The 18,443-nt window shown below is 66.8% G+C and carries 20 protein-coding genes; 10 read left to right on the forward strand and 10 right to left on the reverse strand.

The annotated features are described in order from the left end of the window. The coding region (locus tag ABD327_RS06130) for a TIGR01777 family oxidoreductase (protein ID WP_344449197.1) at positions 1-820 on the forward strand (820 nt) is incomplete at its 5' end. A gap of 234 nt (positions 821-1,054) precedes the next feature. Here ABD327_RS06130 and ABD327_RS06135 read toward each other — a convergent pair. Both ABD327_RS06135 and ABD327_RS06140 read right to left on the reverse strand, forming a co-directional pair. Continuing rightward, on the reverse strand, positions 1,055-2,422 hold the full coding sequence (locus ABD327_RS06135) for an aldehyde dehydrogenase family protein (protein WP_344449198.1): 1,368 nt from the start codon (positions 2,420-2,422) through the stop codon (positions 1,055-1,057). Positions 2,423-2,437: 15 nt separating this feature from the next. Then, positions 2,438-3,970, reverse strand: a complete 1,533-nt coding sequence (locus ABD327_RS06140) for an acyl-CoA synthetase (protein WP_344449199.1) — start codon at positions 3,968-3,970, stop codon at positions 2,438-2,440. Positions 3,971-4,073: 103 nt separating this feature from the next. On the opposite strand from ABD327_RS06140, the gene ABD327_RS06145 reads away from it, so the two are divergent. Next, entirely contained in the window at positions 4,074-4,685 is a 612-nt protein-coding gene (locus ABD327_RS06145) for a TetR/AcrR family transcriptional regulator (protein ID WP_344449200.1), read from the forward strand. 198 nt (positions 4,686-4,883) lie between these two features. On the opposite strand, the gene ABD327_RS06150 is transcribed toward ABD327_RS06145, so the two are convergent. After that, complete coding sequence (locus tag ABD327_RS06150) at positions 4,884-5,753, reverse strand: hypothetical protein (RefSeq protein ID WP_344449201.1); 870 nt, start codon at positions 5,751-5,753, stop codon at positions 4,884-4,886. A gap of 799 nt (positions 5,754-6,552) precedes the next feature. On the opposite strand from ABD327_RS06150, the gene ABD327_RS06155 reads away from it, so the two are divergent. Both ABD327_RS06155 and ABD327_RS06160 read left to right on the forward strand, forming a co-directional pair. Then, the gene (locus tag ABD327_RS06155) at positions 6,553-7,158 is read left to right on the forward strand and encodes a hypothetical protein (protein ID WP_344449202.1); all 606 of its coding nucleotides are present in this window, start codon (positions 6,553-6,555) and stop codon (positions 7,156-7,158) included. A 553-nt stretch (positions 7,159-7,711) separates the two neighbouring features. Further along, entirely contained in the window at positions 7,712-8,236 is a 525-nt protein-coding gene (locus ABD327_RS06160; protein ID WP_344449203.1) for a hypothetical protein, read from the forward strand. Between the two features lie 879 nt (positions 8,237-9,115). Here ABD327_RS06160 and ABD327_RS06165 read toward each other — a convergent pair. Continuing rightward, positions 9,116-9,493 (reverse strand): hypothetical protein, encoded by a 378-nt coding sequence (locus ABD327_RS06165; RefSeq protein WP_344449204.1) that lies wholly within the window; start codon positions 9,491-9,493, stop codon positions 9,116-9,118. Between the two features lie 175 nt (positions 9,494-9,668). On the opposite strand from ABD327_RS06165, the gene ABD327_RS06170 reads away from it, so the two are divergent. Then, positions 9,669-9,989 (forward strand): SCO3933 family regulatory protein, encoded by a 321-nt coding sequence (locus ABD327_RS06170; protein ID WP_344449205.1) that lies wholly within the window; start codon positions 9,669-9,671, stop codon positions 9,987-9,989. Positions 9,990-10,016: 27 nt separating this feature from the next. Further along, positions 10,017-10,217, forward strand: coding sequence for a hypothetical protein (locus tag ABD327_RS06175; protein WP_344449206.1), 201 nt, complete (start codon positions 10,017-10,019; stop codon positions 10,215-10,217). A gap of 69 nt (positions 10,218-10,286) precedes the next feature. On the opposite strand, the gene glnA is transcribed toward ABD327_RS06175, so the two are convergent. Then, on the reverse strand, positions 10,287-11,711 hold the full coding sequence (gene glnA / locus ABD327_RS06180) for a type I glutamate--ammonia ligase (RefSeq protein ID WP_344449334.1): 1,425 nt from the start codon (positions 11,709-11,711) through the stop codon (positions 10,287-10,289). 162 nt (positions 11,712-11,873) lie between these two features. Here glnA and ABD327_RS06185 point away from each other — a divergent pair, with 162 nt between their 5' ends. Next, positions 11,874-12,350 carry an RDD family protein gene (locus ABD327_RS06185; protein ID WP_344449207.1) on the forward strand — a complete coding sequence of 159 codons (477 nt, stop codon included), beginning with the start codon at positions 11,874-11,876 and terminating at the stop codon, positions 12,348-12,350. 103 nt (positions 12,351-12,453) lie between these two features. Here ABD327_RS06185 and ABD327_RS06190 read toward each other — a convergent pair whose 3' ends face one another. Together ABD327_RS06190 and lipA are read right to left on the reverse strand one after the other, a co-directional pair. Continuing rightward, the gene (locus ABD327_RS06190) at positions 12,454-13,134 is read right to left on the reverse strand and encodes a DUF4191 domain-containing protein (protein WP_344449208.1); all 681 of its coding nucleotides are present in this window, start codon (positions 13,132-13,134) and stop codon (positions 12,454-12,456) included. Between the two features lie 10 nt (positions 13,135-13,144). Beyond that, entirely contained in the window at positions 13,145-14,077 is a 933-nt protein-coding gene (gene lipA / locus ABD327_RS06195; RefSeq protein ID WP_344449209.1) for a lipoyl synthase, read from the reverse strand. A gap of 55 nt (positions 14,078-14,132) precedes the next feature. Between lipA and ABD327_RS06200 the strand changes: the two genes are divergently transcribed. Next, the gene (locus tag ABD327_RS06200) at positions 14,133-14,456 is read left to right on the forward strand and encodes a YbjQ family protein (protein ID WP_344449210.1); all 324 of its coding nucleotides are present in this window, start codon (positions 14,133-14,135) and stop codon (positions 14,454-14,456) included. A 145-nt stretch (positions 14,457-14,601) separates the two neighbouring features. After that, complete coding sequence (locus ABD327_RS06205; RefSeq protein ID WP_344449211.1) at positions 14,602-15,090, forward strand: DUF1877 family protein; 489 nt, start codon at positions 14,602-14,604, stop codon at positions 15,088-15,090. 4 nt (positions 15,091-15,094) lie between these two features. On the opposite strand, the gene lipB is transcribed toward ABD327_RS06205, so the two are convergent. Then, on the reverse strand, positions 15,095-15,763 hold the full coding sequence (gene lipB, locus ABD327_RS06210; RefSeq protein ID WP_344449212.1) for a lipoyl(octanoyl) transferase LipB: 669 nt from the start codon (positions 15,761-15,763) through the stop codon (positions 15,095-15,097). Between the two features lie 10 nt (positions 15,764-15,773). Next, the gene (locus tag ABD327_RS06215) at positions 15,774-16,505 is read right to left on the reverse strand and encodes a Type 1 glutamine amidotransferase-like domain-containing protein (RefSeq protein ID WP_344449213.1); all 732 of its coding nucleotides are present in this window, start codon (positions 16,503-16,505) and stop codon (positions 15,774-15,776) included. A gap of 282 nt (positions 16,506-16,787) precedes the next feature. On the opposite strand from ABD327_RS06215, the gene ABD327_RS06220 reads away from it, so the two are divergent. Then, positions 16,788-17,594, forward strand: a complete 807-nt coding sequence (locus ABD327_RS06220; protein WP_344449215.1) for a phosphatase PAP2 family protein — start codon at positions 16,788-16,790, stop codon at positions 17,592-17,594. A 31-nt stretch (positions 17,595-17,625) separates the two neighbouring features. On the opposite strand, the gene ABD327_RS06225 is transcribed toward ABD327_RS06220, so the two are convergent. Then, complete coding sequence (locus tag ABD327_RS06225) at positions 17,626-18,441, reverse strand: SAM-dependent methyltransferase (protein ID WP_344449216.1); 816 nt, start codon at positions 18,439-18,441, stop codon at positions 17,626-17,628. Positions 18,442-18,443 lie beyond the last annotated feature (2 nt).

Consider the following 18,443-nt stretch of genomic DNA (forward strand, 5'->3'; position numbering starts at 1 on the left):
CCTCCGGCTGGTGCGCAGGCCGCCTGCCCGCCCGGACGAGGTCTTCTGGGATCCCGCCGCGGGCGAGCTCGACCGGGCCGCCCTGGAGGGCGCGGACGCGGTCGTGCACCTGGCGGGCGCGGGCATCGGCGACCGGCTGTGGACGGAGTCCCGCAAGCGGGAGATCTACCAGAGCAGGATCGGCGGGACGCGCCTGCTCGCCGAGGGCCTGGCGGGCCTGGAGTCTCCCCCGCAGGTGCTCGTCAGCGGCTCCGCGATCGGCTTCTACGGGGACACCGGCTCGGCGGAGACCACCGAGAGCGCGCCGAAGGGCACCGGCTTCCTGGCCGATCTGACGGCCGACTGGGAGGCCGCCGCGGGCCCGGCCGCCGCCGCGGGCATCCGGGTGGTCCACCCCCGCACGGGCATCGTCCTGTCCCGCGACGGGGGGATCCTCGGCCGGATGCTCCCGCTGTTCCGCCTCGGCCTGGGCGGCAGGCTCGGCGACGGCCGCCAGTGGACGAGCTGGATCTCCCTGCGGGACGAGGTCCGCGCCCTGCGCCACCTCATCGCCTCGCCCCTGGCGGGACCGGTGAACCTCACCGCCCCCCGGCCCGTGACCAACGCGGAGTTCACCCGGGAGCTGGCCCGCGCGCTGCACCGCCCGGCGTTCCTCGCCGCTCCCGCCCCGCTCCTCAAGCTCGCCCTGCGCGAGTTCGCCACCGAGGGCCCCCTGATCAGCCAGCGCGTGCTCCCCGCCCGCCTCCTGGACTCCGGTTTCGCCTTCACCGACCAGGCCCTCCCCTCCGCTCTGGCCGCCGTCCTGGCCGAACCCCGCTGACCGTCGGCCTCCACGCCTCCAGGCCGGACATGCAGTCCGATGTCCGGACCCGTCGCGTCGCTTTCCCCGACCGGGCCGCACCCTGTGAGGACGTGCCGACGGTGACGGCCGGGCGCCTCGTTCCGCCGATGCCGCTGCGGGGGGCGCGGTCCTCGCGGGAACGCGCAGGCCCCGGCCGGGGAGGGCCGGGGCCTGCGTGTGGGGAGACACCGCTCGCGGGGGGGAGCGGTGTGACTAGAGGAGGCGGCGCAGCAGCTTCTTGGTGGACTCGGTGTAGGGCGGGTAGACGAATCCGGGGTCGGGGCTGATGCCCTTGCGCAGGCAGGCCTTGGCGTGGCTGAAGGTCTTGAAGCCGTACTCGCCGTGGTAGGAGCCCATGCCGCTGTTGCCGACGCCGCCGAACGGCAGGTTCGGGTTGAGCGCGTGGTAGCCGACGTGGTTGATCACGACTCCACCGGCGCTGACGTCGGCCAGGAAGCGGCGCTCGTCCGCCTTGTTCCCGGTGAACAGGTAGGCGGCCAGCGGCTTGGGGCGCTCCCGGACGAACTCGACGGCCTCGGCGACCGAGGAGACCCCGACGACCGGCAGGATCGGACCGAAGATCTCCTCGGTCATCAGCTCCGAGTCCGGGTCCGGGTCGACCACGACGGTGAAGTCGACCGTCCTGGCGTCCGGGTCGCTCTCGCCGCCGTGCACGACCTTGCCGCCGTGCCCGTCCAGCAGCCCCGCCAGCCGACGGGCGTGCCGCTCGTTGACGATCCGGCGGGCCCGCCCGCCCTCGCCGCCGCTCATCTCGTCGACGGCCTTGACGACCTCCGCGGTGAACCGGTCGAGGACCTTCCGGTCGACCAGCGCGTAGTCGGGCGCGATGCAGGTCTGCCCGGAGTTGAGCTGCTTGCCGAAGACGATCCGCCGCGCCGCGGTGGCGACATCGGTGTCGGCGGCGACGATGACCGGGGACTTGCCTCCCAGCTCCAGCGTGACCGGGGTGAGGTGCTTGGCCGCGCCCGCCATGATCGCCTTGGCGATCTGCGGGCCGCCGGTGAACAGCACGTGGTCCAGGCCCTGGTCGAGCAGTTCCTGGGTGACGTCCGCGGCGCCCTCCACGACGTACACCGCGTCCTGGTCCAGGTACTGCGGGATCAGCCGGGCCAGCAGCGCCGACGTCGCGGGCGCGTGCTCCGACGGCTTGACGACCACGCAGTTGCCGGCGGCGACCGCGGCCACCGCCGGGCTGAGCGTCAGGTACACCGGGTAGTTCCACGGCCCGATGATCAGAACGGTGCCCAGCGGCTCGTACTGCACCCAGGAGCGGGCGGGCAGCATCGCCAGCGGGGTGCCCGCCTTGCGGGGCCTCACCCATCCGGCGAGGTTCTTCTTCGCGTCGAGCACCTCGGTCTTCGTCGACGACAGGTCGGCGAACCACGAGTCGAAGGACTCCCGGCCGAGGTCCTCCGCAAGGGCCTCGACGATCTCGTCCTCGCGCTCGGTGATCAGCCGGTGGATCGCGTCCAGCTGCGCCTTGCGCCAGGCGAGCGGCTTGGTCCTGCCGGACGCGAAGGTCCTGCGGAGCCGCTCGACGTTCTCCGCGATCGGTGACATGGGGTTCTCCGCTCTCTAGGCCTTCGCGGCGTACTCGTCGCGCAGGACGCGCTTGAGCAGCTTTCCGGTGGGGTGGCGGGGCAGTTCCTCGCGGAAGTCGACGCTCCTGGGGCACTTGTAGTGCGCGAGGTTGTCGCGGCAGTAGGCGATGAGCTCGGCGGCCAGCTCCTCGCCCGCGTCCTCCGGCGAGGTCGGCTGGACGACGGCCTTGACCTGCTCGCCCATCTCCGGGTCGGGGACGCCGAAGACCGCCACGTCGGCGACCTTGGGATGCACCGCCAGGAGGTTCTCGGCCTCCTGCGGGTAGATGTTGACCCCGCCGCTGATGATCATGTGGGACTGGCGGTCGGTGAGGTAGACGAAGCCCTCCGCGTCGACGTACCCGATGTCGCCCAGGGTGGTCCAGCCGCGGCCCTTGGGGTCGCGCGAGGAGGCGGTCTTGTCCGGGTCGCCGTGGTACTCGAACTCCGGCCCCTGGCCGAAGTACAGGAGGCCGGTCTCGCCGGCGGGCAGCTCGTCGCCCTCCTCGTTCAGGACGTGGACCTCGCCCAGCACGGGGCGTCCCACGGTGCCGGGGTGGGCCAGCCAGGTGGGGCTGTCGGTGTAGATGAAGCAGTTGCCCTCGGTCCCGGCGTAGTACTCGTGCAGGACCGGGCCGAACCACTCGATCATCTGCTGCTTGACCGGGACGGGGCAGGGGGCCGCGGCGTGGACGGCGAACTTGATGCTGGACACGTCGTAGGAGTCGCGGACCTCCTTCGGCAGCTTGAGCATCCGGATGAACATCGTCGGGACCCACTGGCTGTGCGTCACGCCGTGCTCCTGGACGAGCGCCAGGGCCTGCTCGGGGTCGAACTTCTCCATGACCACGACGGTCGAGCCGAACCGGTGGAAGGCCATCGTGTAGCGCAGGGGGGCCGCGTGGTAGAGCGGGGCCGGGGAGAGGTAGACCGAGGTCTCGTCGGGTGCGAACAGGAGCTGGACCATCACGGACACGGTCGGGAGGGTGCCCCACGGGGACAGCGCCAGCGCCGGCTTGATGCCCTTGGGCCGGCCGGTCGTGCCGGAGGAGTAGAGCATGTCCGCGCCCTCGTACTGCTGCTCCAGCGGGACGGCCGGAGCGGCGGCCACGGCGTCCTCGTAGGAGTCGAAGCCGGGGACGGCCTCGTCCAGCGCGAGCTTGAGGACGAGCTTCTCGTTGCCGGTCGTGATCTCCTGGGCGATGGCCGAGACCGCGGCGGAGGCGATGAAGGCCTTCGCCTCGCAGTTCTCGACGATGTACCCGGCCTCGTCGGCGGTGAGACGCGTGCTGATGGCCGTGTAGTACAGCCCCGAGCGCTGCGCGGCCCAGGCCACGGCGAAGAACTCCCACCGGTTCTCGAGCATGAACGCGATGTGCTCGCCCGGCCGGAGCCCCGCCTCGTGGAGCACCTGCGCGAGGCGGTTGGACGCCTCGTCGAGCTCCTTGAACGTCACGACCCGGCCGGTGCCTCCCATGATCACCGCGGCCTTGTCCGGGAACCGCTCGGCCATAGTCCCAAGTTCCATACGTCCACCCTGACGTTGAAGCGATGTTACGTTTTCCGAATTGTGTTACATCGACGCAATCAAGGGAAGAGGAAACCGAATCTAATTCGGCAGAGGAGCGAAGGTGCTTGACGAGATCACCGGCACGGACTCCCCCGAGCACCATCCCACCACCGCCCGCATCCTGCGCGCCGCCCTGGAGGAGTTCCTGGACCGGGGGATCCGCCGGGCCAGAATGGAGGAGATAGCCCGCCGCGCGGGCGTCTCCCGGGTGACGGTCCACCGCCGCTACCCCAGCAAGCAGGACCTGGTGACGGCCGTCCTCATCGAGGAGGCCCGCGACCTGTACGCCCGCGGCCGCGTCGTCGCCCGCGCCGAGGCGACCCTCCCCGACAAGATCGCCGCCGGTTTCGCCTTCCTCCTCGACTACGCCCGCCACGGCAGGCTGTCCCCACTGCTCTTCAACGACCCCGGCCAGTTCCTGCCGTCCTTCACCACCCGCGGCGAGCCCCTCATCGTCCTGCTGCGCGCCTACTACCTGGAGATCCTGCGCGACTCGAACGTCGAGTACGACTCCATGGAGGCCTCCGCCGACGTCCTCGCCCGCGTCGTCGTCTCCTACTGCCTGTCCCGCAGCGGCGCCGTCGACCTCCACGACCCGGCCACCGTCGCCGACTTCGCCCGCCGCCACCTGGCGCCCATCATCACCCCCCCGAACGGCGGGCGTCAGCCGTGATCCGCCCCGAAGCCGCACGGCTTCGAGCACGGAAAAGGCCGCCGGACGCGCCCTCCACGGAGAGGCGAACGGCGGCCTGAACCTCACCCTGCCAGCCCCCGGCCGGACGCGTTTTCCCCACCCGCCGACCGGAGGACTTTCGATCAGATGTCGAAGTTCTGACCGGGCATATCCGTGAGCTGGGACGTTCCGGTGCACCTAGTTCTGACCTGGCGTTGACGCTTCCGCTGTTAGTGATCGTTTTCCACTGCTTCTCACGGCGATGTGCCCTGCCTGTGCCCTGCCTCGGTTCAGTAGTCCCCGCAACTGGTCTGGAGTCAGCCACCGGTCACCGGGGCTCCCGGGCGCCCTCGAAGATGGTGAAGATCTTCTCCCAGCCGGACCACGACCTGTACGACGACCTTCCATCGACGCTCTGACGTGCGGGAAGAGCTTCCCTGACCTGTATTCGCTTTCCAACGTTCTTCCAGGCCTCACGGAGCAACGACGGAACAGGATGCAAGTCGGCGGCCCCTCGCTTGCATGGATGGCGGCTTCGGCAGACCAGCCGGAAACCACCTCCCTGAGCACGGGGACCGCGGTGGCGAGCAGTAGGCCGCCCGCTATCAACTGCCACAAAAGATGCCCGCGGCGGTCCACTGCGATGGCGGCGACCGCATAGCAGAGACCTCCGACGACGCAGGCGAAGACGGCGGACAGAAGTACACCGGTCCGACCTTCGATCACGAGGTCGCCGATCGGGCTGATAAAGGCCGCCCAGCAGGCAAGGAAGGTAGCGGAAGCGGCCGGAATCTGGATGTCGGCCACCGGGCTGAAACCGAAGCGGCGCAGCAACAGCCATCCAGCGACGGGAAACGCCAAGATCCCGCTCGGAAGCGCCGAAAAGAAAGAAGCGAAGCCAGTGAAGTCCATGTCACCACCCGGCGCTTCATAGGTGAAGCTCGTTTCTACGCCATAAACCACGAGATAGACCGCAACGGCTGCCACCCCACCGGCCAGTGTCGCCGCCCCGCCGCACAGCCCCGCCACCAGCGCCCGCCCGACCGTCCCGTTCTGCCCCAGACTCATGCCGTGATCGTCTCAGACGAAGTAGGAGTGACCGCCGATTCTTCCGGACCCCATCCTGAACTCATGCCGCCCGTCCAACAACTCGCGCAGGGAAGCTCAGGATGGATGCGAAGCGGTGAGAACGGCTCGCTGTTGCTCGTCCGTGGTGCTCGTCCGTGCGAACGGCGAGACGCTGTGACGGGGAGATTCACGGAGGAGTGCGCTGGCCCGTGGAGGGACCGGGAACTGCGAAGCTCCGCTTCGAGCTCGACCAGCCCCAAAACCCTCCCTCACCACGCTCTCCGAGGTCTTCAGGTTTGCCATCATTCGATGCTCCAAGTCGGCGACCCCTCGCTTGTAAGGGGACCTCCAGAACCAATGGACCAGGCCAACCGCCTGCTTGCCCGGCCTGCGGCCGTCCACGGCTGTCCCCCGAGATCTGCCGCCTTCCGCCCCGATCGTCAAGCAGTACGTCAGCCAGCCACTCTCAACCACAGCGGTGCAGGCTGGACCAGCGGCCAGCAGGCCTGTCACGACATGGCCGGCCACCAGTCACCAAGCCTCGCTGGTGCCGCTGCGACCATCAAAGATGGTGAAGATCTTTCTCTCGCCGAATCGCGACCTGGGGAAGATTGCGGATCTGCCTTCTAGGCTACAAAAAGAAACCTCCTTGCCTGCAGTTGCCTTCTAACGCCACAGGGTAATAGTGGCCGGATTCGGCCACTGCAAGCAACAAAGAAATGACCTAGCGTGCTAGTGCCAAGTCGCCTCTAGGCCTGCCAAGATGCAACATGGGAGAGATCGGATCAATGGAGTTTCCATGAAAAACCCTAGCAACATAACCCTTATACTGGGCATAGCGACAGCGCTTGTGGCCCTGATCGGATACTGGTCGAATCAGTTTATTAAGCGACGTGAAACCAAATCCCAAGTCTACGCCGAAGCGCTCCAGGCAATTCATCGCTACGAAGAACTCCCTTACGTGATCAGACGCAGACCCGGGGCCAGCAACGAGATCAGGGCAGAACTCTCCGAAAAGATAAGTGAAGTATTTGTAAGGATTAGCTATTATCAAACCCTCCTTGGGATGGAATCGCTTGTCGTAAGCGAAGCCTATACCGAACTTTTTAAACAAACAAGAAAAACAGGCGGTCCATACAGGAAAGAGGCCTGGGGTTCGCCGATAATCGCCAGTGACGAGGAGATATCTGGGGTTATTTTTTACCCCTATGACAATAATCCTGAGCTAGAAATATGCCTTTTGGCAATGCGCCGAGAGCTCACCCCTTGGGGATGGATAATGAGACGTGTAACGCGTCGAAAAATACGGAGGCTACGCCAGGACCGCCCATCCTGGAACGAGCCGGACTGGATGAGGCAACGACGGATCGTATCCTCCTCAGAGGAGAGAGATAGGGGCGCCTAAATCTGAGCTTTGATAGTCGACCCTATATCGGCGAATAAGAATTCACCTAAGGTTCATCCTCATCTAATGGCATCGTGCCGTGCATGAGCTGTTGCATCCGATGCGGCGAGAGGCTGCGATAGAGGGATTCGCGCGAATGAGTGAGTACGCCGATTCGTCGGAGCTGGGGCCGCAAGGCCCCTGCTTCGAGCTCGGCCAATCCCAAGGTCTCTTCCGCTTCCAAGATCTCCGTCTGTCGTAGACCCACGACCCGCACGATCAAGTAGTTGGCTTGTTATGGCGTGCTCGGCCACCCGTCATCAGGCCTTGCTGGCCCCTCGAAGAAGGTGAAGATCTTCTCTCTGCTGGATCACGACCTGCGCAAGAACCACGAATCAGCACTCTGACCTGCAGGAAGAGATTTTCTCACCTGTAGCCGTCTTCCAGCGTCTTTTAGGCCTCACGGAAAACCGACGGAACAGGATGCGCCCCAGAGGATCGAAGGTGGAACCGTTTCAAGATCAACTTGGTCTCAACAACGGAGTGATTCCCCGGGTAGCGCGAGAGGCATCCATTGAGTGCTGAATCGATCACAGCGGTCTGCGCGACCGTGATTGCCGTGCTCTCCCTAGTGATCTCGCTGCAAGAATCACGCGCAGTGAGGCAACACAATAGACAGTCAATCAGACCCGCCCTGCAACTATCACATATTCGACGCCGAGGTGGCGGGACCGGCATCGGGCTTGCCAATTGTGGCATCGGCCCTGCGGTCATTACTCAAACCATACTGAAGTTGGATGGCGTTCTTCTCGGAGCCTGGGATGAGTCGACAGTAAATACATTCCGCGAACAACTCCGGCCAGTACCCGGCGCAAGAACCTTCCTACCTGGCCACATCCTTGCGGCAGGCTACAACGAACTTATTCTGTATCTGGACAATTTCGATATTGAACAGAACATGGATTTCTGGATCCTGATCAGGCATCGACTCGACCTTGAGATTCATTACGAATCACTCTACGGAGGGGAAAAATTCGTAGCCATCCTTCCCAAGGGGCCAAACAGAGAACTTTCAACTGAGGCACTCGGGTCTCGATAAATTCAAGTTTTCTACCGTATAGCGATCACCGAATACGACGCCCCGGTGCGCTCATCTGCGCGAACGGCGAGACGTTGTGATGGAGGGATTCGCGCGGATGAGTGCTCCGGCCCGCGGGGGGCTGGAGTCCTCGAGGCCCCCGCTTCGAGCTCGACCAACCCTTGTTCCCCGGCGCTAGCCGTCAGTCCTGCTCCTGAGCCCTTCCCGTCTGCCGTCATCCCACGCTCCGCGCAACCGGGCGGGCCCTGAGGGGCGAAGATGGAGCGCCCCATTGGACGAACGACCTTCGCCCCTCAGGGCCCGTCTGGTAGTCCCCTGGGATGGGAAGACGGCAGACGGGAAGTGCGAAGCCCCAGCCACCCGCCCCGTGACCTGCTGCACGTCTTCGCCTCTCGCCCATCCCAGAGCCGGAATTCCCCGCCGGAGGCACTGCTCTCCCCCTGGAGCCGAAGGCCCAGTTCGTCGGACAGGTGTCAGCCTGCTTTCCGAACATCCAGGCTTTGACGATGCAGGAGGTCTTCTCCGCGGGCGCCTGGGGTAGTGTCGGCAAGGCTTTCTCTCTCCCGGTGAAGAGGGGAGCCTGAGCGTCAGGAGCGATTCTCCGTTCCGCGCCTTTGGCGCGGGCCGCAGCCGCCCCCGCCGTGGGCCCGAAGAGGCCAAGCGGCGGGGAGCGAGCGGCGGCAACCCCCTAGCAGGGTTGGTCACGAACACGTGCACTCGAACGCGTCTGCCTCCCGTGTCCCTGCTCCCACCGAACTCCTGAGAGAAGCCCCCGGTCAGCACCAGGTCCCTCCAGCTGCTCGATGACGTGAAGAAACTTGTAACACAGCCGGTCTTTGGCGTGAGTGTCCGGTTCTTCATCTCTGCTTGCAGCGTGGATCAAGGCCAGACGAACTGGCCAGAGTGGGTGGGCCGACCGTATAGCAACGGGAGCCCGAAGACCAAGCCGCACAAGAGTGCAAATATCGCAATCAGTATCGCGTATCTGTACAGCATGGTTCTGTCGGTCAAGTAGCCGACGATAATCAAGATCGCCGAACCGAGCAGGTACACCGCCGCCCAGATCACTATGGCAAGACCCAATTTCGCAACGAAAAGCTGGACCATGCCGACGACGATGGGAGGCCCTCCGAGGAGGACGGTGAACACCAGGGTGACGTCGGCATCTTCCTTTTTGGGGTCTAGTTTCTGCACTACGAATATGAGCAACAGAACCAAGACACCTATACCGATTGCCGCGAACCCCGAGAAGTGCACGTGCGGATCATGCCAGACATTAGGAAGCTACAGGACTTACCAGCCTCAGGCGGTTACCGAACCGAAAGAGGCTCGGTCTTTAGGCAACCGGACACGCTAGACGTTCTCTGCAGGCAGGATCGGCACCTTGTAGGCCAGGGTGTAGCGGTCGGCGGCGACGATAAGGAGTCAACGAGTGAAGAACGTTCCGGTGGACACGACGGACATGGAGTTCCGGCTGGCGGATGACGTCCAGCCCAAGATGAAGAACCGCGAGACGGGCGAGATGAAGATCAACCGTCAGGGTGTGCCGGTGTACGAGGCGACGGTGATGGTGCGTCGGGCGGAGCTGATGACGGTGTCGTTCCCGTCGCCGCAGCTGCCGGACCTGCACGCGGGCATGGCGGTGGAGCTGGTGGACCTGGCCGGGTTCTGGTGGGACGCCAACGGCCGTCAGGGCCTGTCGTTCTCGGTCACCCAGATCCGGCCCGTGACGGCCGACCAGTACGCCGCCTGATCAAAGGACTCCCGGGGAGCGGTTCCCGTGCCTGCCAGCTGCCGTTCCTTCGCCAGTGCGGTCCTGGTCGGCGGCGTCGACGTCCGGACTCTGGCCGAGTGCCTCGGCCACAGCGATCCCGGGTTCGCCCTGCGGACCTACACCCATCTCATGCCGTCCGGGTTCGAGCGCATGAGGAAGGCCGTCGACCATGCTCTCGGTGGAGAGACGGACGACGGCCTTGCCTGAGCCTTGTGCCCCGTAAGTGCCCTGATCGGCTTTGGAGCCTTCTCCGCCGCCGGTCAGGGCGCTTTTCGATCAGATGTCGAAGTACAGCTCGAACTCGTGGGGGTGGGGGCGCAGGCGGATGGGGTCGAGCTCGTGCTCGCGCTTGTAGGCGATCCAGGTCTCGATGAGGTCCTCGGTGAAGACACCGCCCTCCAGGAGGAAGGCGTGGTCCTCCTCGAGGGCCAGGAGCACGGCCTCGAGGGAACCGGGGACCTGCGGGATGTTGCGGGCCTCCTCGGGCGGGAGCTCGTAGAGGTCCTTGTCGACCGGCTCGATCGGCTCGATCTTGTTCTTGATGCCGTCGAGGCCGGCCATCAGCATCGCGGAGAAGGCCAGGTACGGGTTGCAGGACGGGTCCGGGACGCGGAACTCGATGCGCTTGGCCTTGGGGTTGGTGCCCGTGATCGGGATGCGGATGCAGGCGCTGCGGTTGCGCTGGCTGTAGACCAGGTTCACCGGGGCCTCGTAGCCGGGGACCAGGCGGTGGTAGCTGTTGACCGTCGGGTTCGTGAAGGCCAGCAGGGCCGGGGCGTGCTTGAGCAGGCCGCCGATGTAGAAGCGGGCCATGTCCGACAGGCCGGCGTAGCCGACCTCGTCGTAGAACAGCGGGCTGCCGTCCTTCCACAGCGACTGGTGGCAGTGCATGCCCGAACCGTTGTCGCCGAAGATGGGCTTGGGCATGAACGTGACGGCCTTGCCGTGCTCGCGGGCCACGTTCTTCACGACGTACTTGTAGAGCATCAGCTGGTCGGCGGAGTTCAACAGCGTCGAGAACCGGATGTCGATCTCGGACTGGCCGGCGGTGCCCACCTCGTGGTGCTGCATCTCGACCTCGATGCCCGCCGCCATCAGCTGCTTGGACATCTCCGAACGCAGGTCGGTGTAGTGGTCCATCGGGGGGACCGGGAAGTAGCCGCCCTTGAAGGGGGGCTTGGCGCCCAGGTTGCCGCCCTCCTCCTTGCGCCCGGTGTTCCACGCGCCCTCGATCGAGTCGAGGAAGTAGAAGCCCTCGTTGGCCGAGGTCTTGAAGCGCACGTCGTCGAAGATGTAGAACTCCGCCTCCGGGCCGAAGAAGGCGGTGTCGGCGATGCCCGTGCCGATCAGGTAGTCCTGCGCCTTCTTGGCGATGTTGCGCGGGTCGCGGCTGTAGGGCTCGCCGGTCAGCGGGTCGTGGACGAAGAACGTGATGTTCAGCGTCTTGTGCTGGCGGAACGGGTCGACGACCGCGGTCGTCGGGTCCGGCAGCAGCAGCATGTCCGACTCGTGGATCTCCTGGAAGCCCCGGATCGAGGAGCCGTCGAACATCAGGCCGTCGCTGAAGACGTTCTCGCCGAAGTTCGAGGCGGGGAAGGTGAAGTGCTGGACGGTGCCGGGCAGGTCGACGAACCGCACGTCGACGAACTCCACCCCCTCGTCGCGGATATAGGTCAGGACTTCCTCGGCGCTGTTGAACATCCGGCCTCCCAGGGCGTTTCCCACTGTCACTGATCTTAGATCGCGGCCGTATCCCGCTTGTTTCCCATGTGTTGCGAAGCGGTGACCGCGATCCAGCCTACGTCCTACCCCGCAGGGCCACCGGGCGATCGCGCCCCGCGCCGCTGCCGGTAGTTTTGTGGGGTGAGCGGTAATGAGAACAGACCCCGCTGGACCGGGACGTGGCTGGGCGGAGCCCGCGCGGCCGGAGCCGAGCTGGGATACCCGGGGGAACAGCTCGGGCTGCCCAGAACCGGCCGCGGCTCGGTCGCCAGCTACGGGCGGCGGCTGGTCGCGCTGCTGATCGACTGGTTCCTGTGCATGCTGATCGCCGGAGGCATGGCCAACGCCTTCGACTGGACGGACCAGACCAAGAACCTGGCGACCCTGGTCGTCTTCGGGGTGCAGGCCTGGCTGCTGGTGGGTTTCACCGGCACCACGCTCGGCAAGCTCGCCGCCGGGCTGCACGTGGTCCGGCTCGACGGCCGGCCGGTCGGCCCGGTGTGGGCGCTGGCCCGGACGGTGCTGCTGCTCCTGGTGGTGCCCGCCCTGCTGTGGGATCGCGACCACCGCGGCCTGCACGACAGGGCCGCCGCGAGCATCGTCATCGAGAGCCGCTGAGCTCCTCACCGTTCCGAGAAGACAGAGAAGCCAGAGAAGACACCGAAGCCCGCGGAGACCTCTCCGCGGGCTTCGTCACGTCGTGCGGCCGTGCTCCCGGACGTCAGCGGGAGCGGGGCCGGGGGGCCTTGGGCATGCGCGCGTTGCGCGGCATCGGGCCGCCGGGCATGGCGGGCTTGGAGGGAAGGGCGCGCATCCGGTCGTTCAGGTCGTTGACCTGGGCCTTGTTGAGGTTGCGCGGCAGCTTCATGATCTTGCCCTGCAGCTTGGAGAGCGGGATCTGGCCCTCCTCCTCGCCCACCTGGAAATCGTAGATCGGCACCGTGGCCGCGAGCCGGGAGATCTTCTTCTTCTCCGCGCCGAGCAGCGAGGCGACCCGGGAGGACGGCCCTTCGGAGACCAGGATCACGCCGGGCCTGCCGACCACGCGGTGCACCACGTCCATGTTGCGGTTGCCGCCCACCGCCGGGGTGACCACCCAGTTGCCCCGCATGGTGTCGAGCACCCCGTAGGCGGCGCCGATCTGGCCTTCCAGCAGCTTGTACTGGGTCCGCTGGGCCAGCTGCCCGAAGACCACCATGCCGACGACGATCGCCGCCAGGACGCCCAGCGGGATCATGAACCACAGGCTGCTGATGAAGAAGCCGAGGACCGTGAACAGCGCCAGGGTCCCCAGCGCCGAGGCGAAGACGATCGGGAGCGCCTTCGGGTTGGACTGGTGGACCAGCTTGGCCACCATACGAATCTGCCGGAAGCGCCCGGGCTTGTCCTCGTTCTCTGCCATGTCACCCATTCTAGTGATCGGCGCGGGCCTCGACCGCCTGGCGGTACAACCTGCCCGCGCGGTAGCTGGAGCGCACCAGCGGACCGGACATGACGCCGGCAAAGCCGATCTCCCCGGCCTCCTCCTGGAGCTCGACGAACTCCTCGGGCTTCACCCAGCGCTCGACGGGGTGGTGCCGGGGCGTGGGCCGCAGGTACTGGGTGATGGTGATCAGTTCGCAACCGGCCTCGTGCAGGTCGGTCAGCGCCTGGGAGATCTCCTCGCGGGTCTCCCCCATGCCCAGGATGAGGTTGGACTTGGTGACCAGCCCGGCCCGCCGGGCCTGCGTGATGACGTCCAGGGAGCGCTCGTAGCGGAACGCGGGGCGGATCCGCTTGAAGATCCGCGGCACCGTCTCCAGGTTGTGCGCGAACACCTCGGGGGCGGCCGAGAAGACCTCGCCGAGCAGCTCGGGCTGCCCGTTGAAGTCGGGGGCCAGCAGCTCGACCCCGCAGCCGGGGACGTGGGCGTGGATCTGCCGGACGGTCTCGGCGTACAGCCAGGCGCCCTGGTCGGGCAGGTCGTCGCGGGCGACGCCGGTGACGGTGGCGTACTTCAGGCCCATGGCCGCGACGGACTCCGCCACCCGGACGGGCTCGCCGGTGTCGTACTCGGCGGGCTTGCCGGTGTCGATCTGGCAGAAGTCGCAGCGGCGGGTGCACTGGTCGCCGCCGATGAGGAAGGTGGCCTCGCGGTCCTCCCAGCACTCGAAGATGTTGGGGCAGCCGGCCTCCTGGCAGACGGTGTGCAGCCCCTCGTCCTTGACCAGCTCGGTGAGCTCCCGGTATTGGGGGCCCATCTTGAGCTTGGTCTTGATCCACGGCGGTTTGCGTTCGATGGGAACCTCTGCGTTGCGGACTTCCAACCGCAGCAGCTTCCGTCCCTCTGGGGCAACAGCACTCACATGGCTAGGGTACGTCTCGGATCGACGTTCTTCATCCGCAGCGGAGGCACCCCCCATGATCGTCTCGACCATGAACGACCTGCCCGGATACCGGGTGACCGAGGTCCTCGGCGACGTCTTCGGGCTCACCGTCCTGGTTCGCAGCGGAGCCTCCAATATCGAGGCGGGCCTGAAGTCCTTCCTGGGCGGCGAGCCGAGGGGCATGGTCAAGGAGCTGCACGACTTCCGTCTGGAGGCGCGCAAGCGACTGATAAGGGCCGCCGAGAAGGCGGGGGCCGACGCCGTCCTCGCCGTCCGTTACGAGGCCAACGACCTGCGCGATCTGGGGACGGAGATCTGCGCCTACGGCACTGCCGTACGTGTCCAGAAGGTGGACTGAGTGGCAGAAAAGTACAGTCTGTATAACAATCGGGTGGTCCATCAGGCCGATTCCCGGTTTTGGCTCCCGCACGTGGGCTGATCTCTCTAGGGTGACTCGCTGTTGTCAAACGAGTCGCACATGAACAAATGAGAGAGGAACAGCCGTGGCGCTGGCCATGACCTATCTGAGGCTGCCGGTGGAGGGCGGCGCCGACCCGGGCCAGATGGCGCGGCAGGTGTTCGGCTCCCCCGACTGGCGCAAGGCCCACCCCGGAAGGGTGCTCGACCTGGCCGGTAACTGGCAGGGGCTGCATTACCTGATCACCGGTGACCCCTGGGAGGGGCGCTCCCCCGAGGCCGACGTCGTCTGCGGCGGTCGGCTGCTCACCGAGAACGGTACCGAGGCGCTCGGCTTCGACGTCATCTTCCTGTCCCAGGACCGGGTGAAGATCGCCGCCGACCACCTGGCGAACACGCCCTTCCCCTCCCGGCGCTTCGACCTGGCCGCCATGGCGATGGCGGACGTCCAGGGCGTGTCGAGCTGGACCGACGCCGCCCGGGACAACCTGTTCAAGCCCAGCTACAACACCCTGGGCCGGTTCTTCTCCGACGCCTCCGTGCACGGAGAGGCGATCTTCAAGACGATGGGCTGAAGGCCTACAGCTGGGCGAGCGTCCGGTGCGCCGTCTCGGTGGCGCCCAGCTGCTCCGCGAGGTGCTTCTCCACCAGCGGGAGCACCTCGCGGACGCGCACCCCACGGCCCAGCTCCTCGGTGAGCGAGGTGGACGAGACGTCCTTGAGGCCGCAGGGCACGATCTTGTCGAACCAGGACAGGTCGCAGTCGCAGTTGATCTGCACCCCGTGCATGGTCACCCCCTGGGAGACCCGCAGTCCCACCGAGACCAGCTTGCGGTCCGGGCGTACCCCGTCGACCAGCCAGACGCCGCTGCGGCCCTCGACCCGCACCCCCTGAAGGCCGAACTCCGCCAGGACGCCGATCATGGCCTCCTCCAGCAGCCGCACGAAGGCCACCACGTCGATCGGGTCGGAGAGCCGCACGATCGGGTAGAACGTCAGCTGCCCCGGGCCGTGCCAGGTGATCTTGCCGCCGCGGTCGACGTCGACCACCGGGGCGCCCGGGTCGCCCATCGGGCGGTCCAGCGGCTCGGTGCGCTTTCCCGCGGTGTAGACCGGCTCGTGCTCCAGCAGGATGACGGTGTCCTCGATCTCGCCGGCGACCCGGCGCGCGTGGGTGCGGCGCTGCAGCGCCCACCCGTCCTCGTAGGGAACAGCCTGGTCACCGAAGCCCGCATGCACGAAAATCACATCGCAAAGCCTACTTGAGCTGGCGCGGCTCTATGGGGGTCTCCTTCACTCCGCCCGAGCCGTCCCCTTCGACGCGCCACGCCATCGCGTTCTCGCGGTAGGTCACCGCCTGGACGAACTCGGTGCCCACGTAGTGCAGCCCGACCCCCTCGTCGGCGGCGTAGGCGGCGGGCAGCTCGCCCGAGCCGACCGAGGCGTGCAGCAGCGGGCGCCGCTGCGGGTCGCTGTCGTAGTGCACGCCGCAGGAGTGGGGAAGCAGGCCCAGCCCGTCCTTCAGCGGGCGCAGCTCGGGCCCGTAGGAGTCGGTGTTGCCGCCGGAGTGCCAGCACAGCGCGCCCGCGCTCTGCCCCGCCAGCACCACGCCCGCGCGCCAGACCTCCTCGAAGACCTCGTCCAGCCCGTGCGCCCGCCACAGCGCCAGCAGGTTCACCACGCTGCCGCCGAAGACGTAGACGAGGTCCTGGGCGAGCAGGTGGCCGCGCACGTCCTCGATGTTGGGCATGGGGAACAGCGCCAGGTGGCTGACCTCCGCGTCCATCCGGTTGAAGGCGTCGTAGGCCAGGGCCAGCCGCTCTGCCGGGTCGCCGGTGGCGGTGGCCAGGAAGCAGACCCGCGGACGGTCCTGCCCGGTGAGGTCGAAGGCGTAGCGCAGCAGGGGGCTGGGCTCGAGTCCGTGACGGGAGTTGAGCTGGAAGCTGCCTCCGCCGATGGCGAGGATGTGCGGCTGTCCGTCGGTGCTCACATGTGCTCCTTGGATCGGTGAGGACCTGTCGGAGTCACCGTACGACTACGCACAGCCCCGGTTGATGATTTCCGGGATTCTGTGGACATCTCTTCACCAGCCGACCCTTCGTCCCAACGGCCACTCGCGGCTCGGGGACGAAAATCCCCCCGCAGGGGGACGCGGAGCCCGTACCCCGACCCCTCCCCTGAGCGGGTCGTCGGGGTCCTACTCCAAAAGTCTGAGATGAAGACCATCCGGCTTGGTGATCTCAAAAGTGTGAATTTCCGACAAAGTTAATCCATGGTCCAGATCGCCCCCCTTCCCCCTGAAACCCGGGCAGTCTCGGCAACGGGTGGCGGCGCGGACGTCCGGCGGGAGCCCCCGGCGGTCCGCAGACCCCCCGTCTGGCGCGAACTCCTGCTCATCGTCCTGTTCTACGCGGCCTACATGGCGACCCGGGTCATCCTCAACGACCCGGACGGACCCCGGGACGCGTTCCTGCACGCCCGGCAGATCCTGTTGCTGGAGCGTTCGATGGGCCTGGACGTGGAACTGGGTCTCAACCAGGCGCTGCTGCACCACGAGTGGCTGGCCGTAGCGGCCAACCTCTTCTACCTGAGCGCCCACTTCGCGGTGACGATCGGCGTCGTCGTCTGGCTCTACCGCCACCGGCCCCGCCACTACGCCTGGCTGCGCGCCGGCATCATGGCCGCCACCGGGCTGGCGCTGGTCGGCTTCTGGCTGTACCCGCTGGCACCGCCGCGGTTCCTTCCCGAGCACGGCTTCGTCGACCCGGTCGTCTTCTTCGACACCCCCGGCCTGTACTCCTCGGGCGCCTCGACAGCGATGGCCAACCAGTACGCCGCGATGCCGTCCATGCACGCGGGCTGGGCCGTCTGGTGCGGCTTCGCGCTGCTGCTGCTGGGCCGCGCCCGGTGGACGCGGCTGCTCGGCGTGCTCTACCCGGCGGCGACCGTGCTCGTCATCATGGCGACGGCCAACCACTACGTCCTGGACGCGGTGGCCGGCGTCGCGCTGATCGCCGCGGGGGTCGGCGGGTCCTGGCTGGTCCACCGCAGGCGGCGGGGCGACACAGCCTCGTCATGACACGAAGGGGACGCGCCGCGGCGGTACCGCCTCAGGGCACGCGGGCCACGGCGCCGAGCATCGAGACGTCCTCGACCGAGGGCCGCTGCTCGGGCGGAACGTCGGGACGCCAGTCGACGATGGAGGTGATCCCCGGTTCGACGAGGTCGAGTCCCTCGAAGAACCGGGCGAACTCCTCTCTGCTCCGCATCTGGAAGCGCACGCCGCTCTTCTCGTCGGCCTCGACGACCTCGGCCCGCCGTTCCGGGGAGAGGTAGTCGAGGGTCGCGTGGGTCAGGGCGATGTAGCTGCCGGGAGCGAGTGTCTCGCGCAGCCGGTTCAGCAGCCCGTGGGCGTCCTCGGCCTCGGTGATGAAGTGCATGGTCGCGACCAGGATCAGCGCCGTCGGCCGCGACAGGTCCAGCGTCCGGGAGAGTTCGGGGGAGTCCAGGATCTTCTCGGGCTCGCGGAGGTCCGCGTCCACGTACGCGGTCGCTCCCTGGGGAGAGCTGTTCAGCAGCGCGCGGGCGTGCACCAGCACGATCGGATCGTTGTCGACGTAGACCACCCGCGACTCCGGGGCGATGCCCTGGGCGATCTCGTGCACGTTGCCCGCGGACGGAAGCCCCGCGCCGACGTCGAGGAACTGCCTGATCCCCACTTCGGCCGTCAGGTGGCGCACCGCCCGCTGCAGGAACTTGCGGTTCTCCAGAGCGGCGAGCCTGATGGTGGGGAACCCCGAGGCGAGGATCTCGGCCGACTCCCGGTCCGCGGCGAAGTTGTCCTTGCCGCCGAGCCAGTAGTCGTACCGGCGTGCGGGGTGGGCCCTGGTGGGGTCGATTCCTCGCGGAACGCGTTCAGCACTCACAA

The organism is Actinocorallia aurantiaca (genome assembly GCF_039533685.1).
Lineage (GTDB): Bacteria > Actinomycetota > Actinomycetes > Streptosporangiales > Streptosporangiaceae > Actinocorallia > Actinocorallia aurantiaca.

What these genes read in the sequence shown, in the direction of transcription:
- ABD327_RS06135 (WP_344449198.1), bottom strand. Translation starts at nt 2,422, where the DNA reads ATGTCACCGATCGCGGAGAACGTCGAGCGGCTCCGCAGGACCTTCGCG.
- ABD327_RS06140 (WP_344449199.1), bottom strand. Translation starts at nt 3,970, where the DNA reads ATGGAACTTGGGACTATGGCCGAGCGGTTCCCGGACAAGGCCGCGGTG.
- ABD327_RS06150 (WP_344449201.1), bottom strand. Translation starts at nt 5,753, where the DNA reads ATGAGTCTGGGGCAGAACGGGACGGTCGGGCGGGCGCTGGTGGCGGGG.
- ABD327_RS06155 (WP_344449202.1), top strand. Translation starts at nt 6,553, where the DNA reads ATGAAAAACCCTAGCAACATAACCCTTATACTGGGCATAGCGACAGCG.
- glnA (WP_344449334.1), bottom strand. Translation starts at nt 11,711, where the DNA reads ATGTTCAACAGCGCCGAGGAAGTCCTGACCTATATCCGCGACGAGGGG.
- ABD327_RS06190 (WP_344449208.1), bottom strand. Translation starts at nt 13,134, where the DNA reads ATGGCAGAGAACGAGGACAAGCCCGGGCGCTTCCGGCAGATTCGTATG.
- ABD327_RS06200 (WP_344449210.1), top strand. Translation starts at nt 14,133, where the DNA reads ATGATCGTCTCGACCATGAACGACCTGCCCGGATACCGGGTGACCGAG.
- ABD327_RS06220 (WP_344449215.1), top strand. Translation starts at nt 16,788, where the DNA reads ATGGTCCAGATCGCCCCCCTTCCCCCTGAAACCCGGGCAGTCTCGGCA.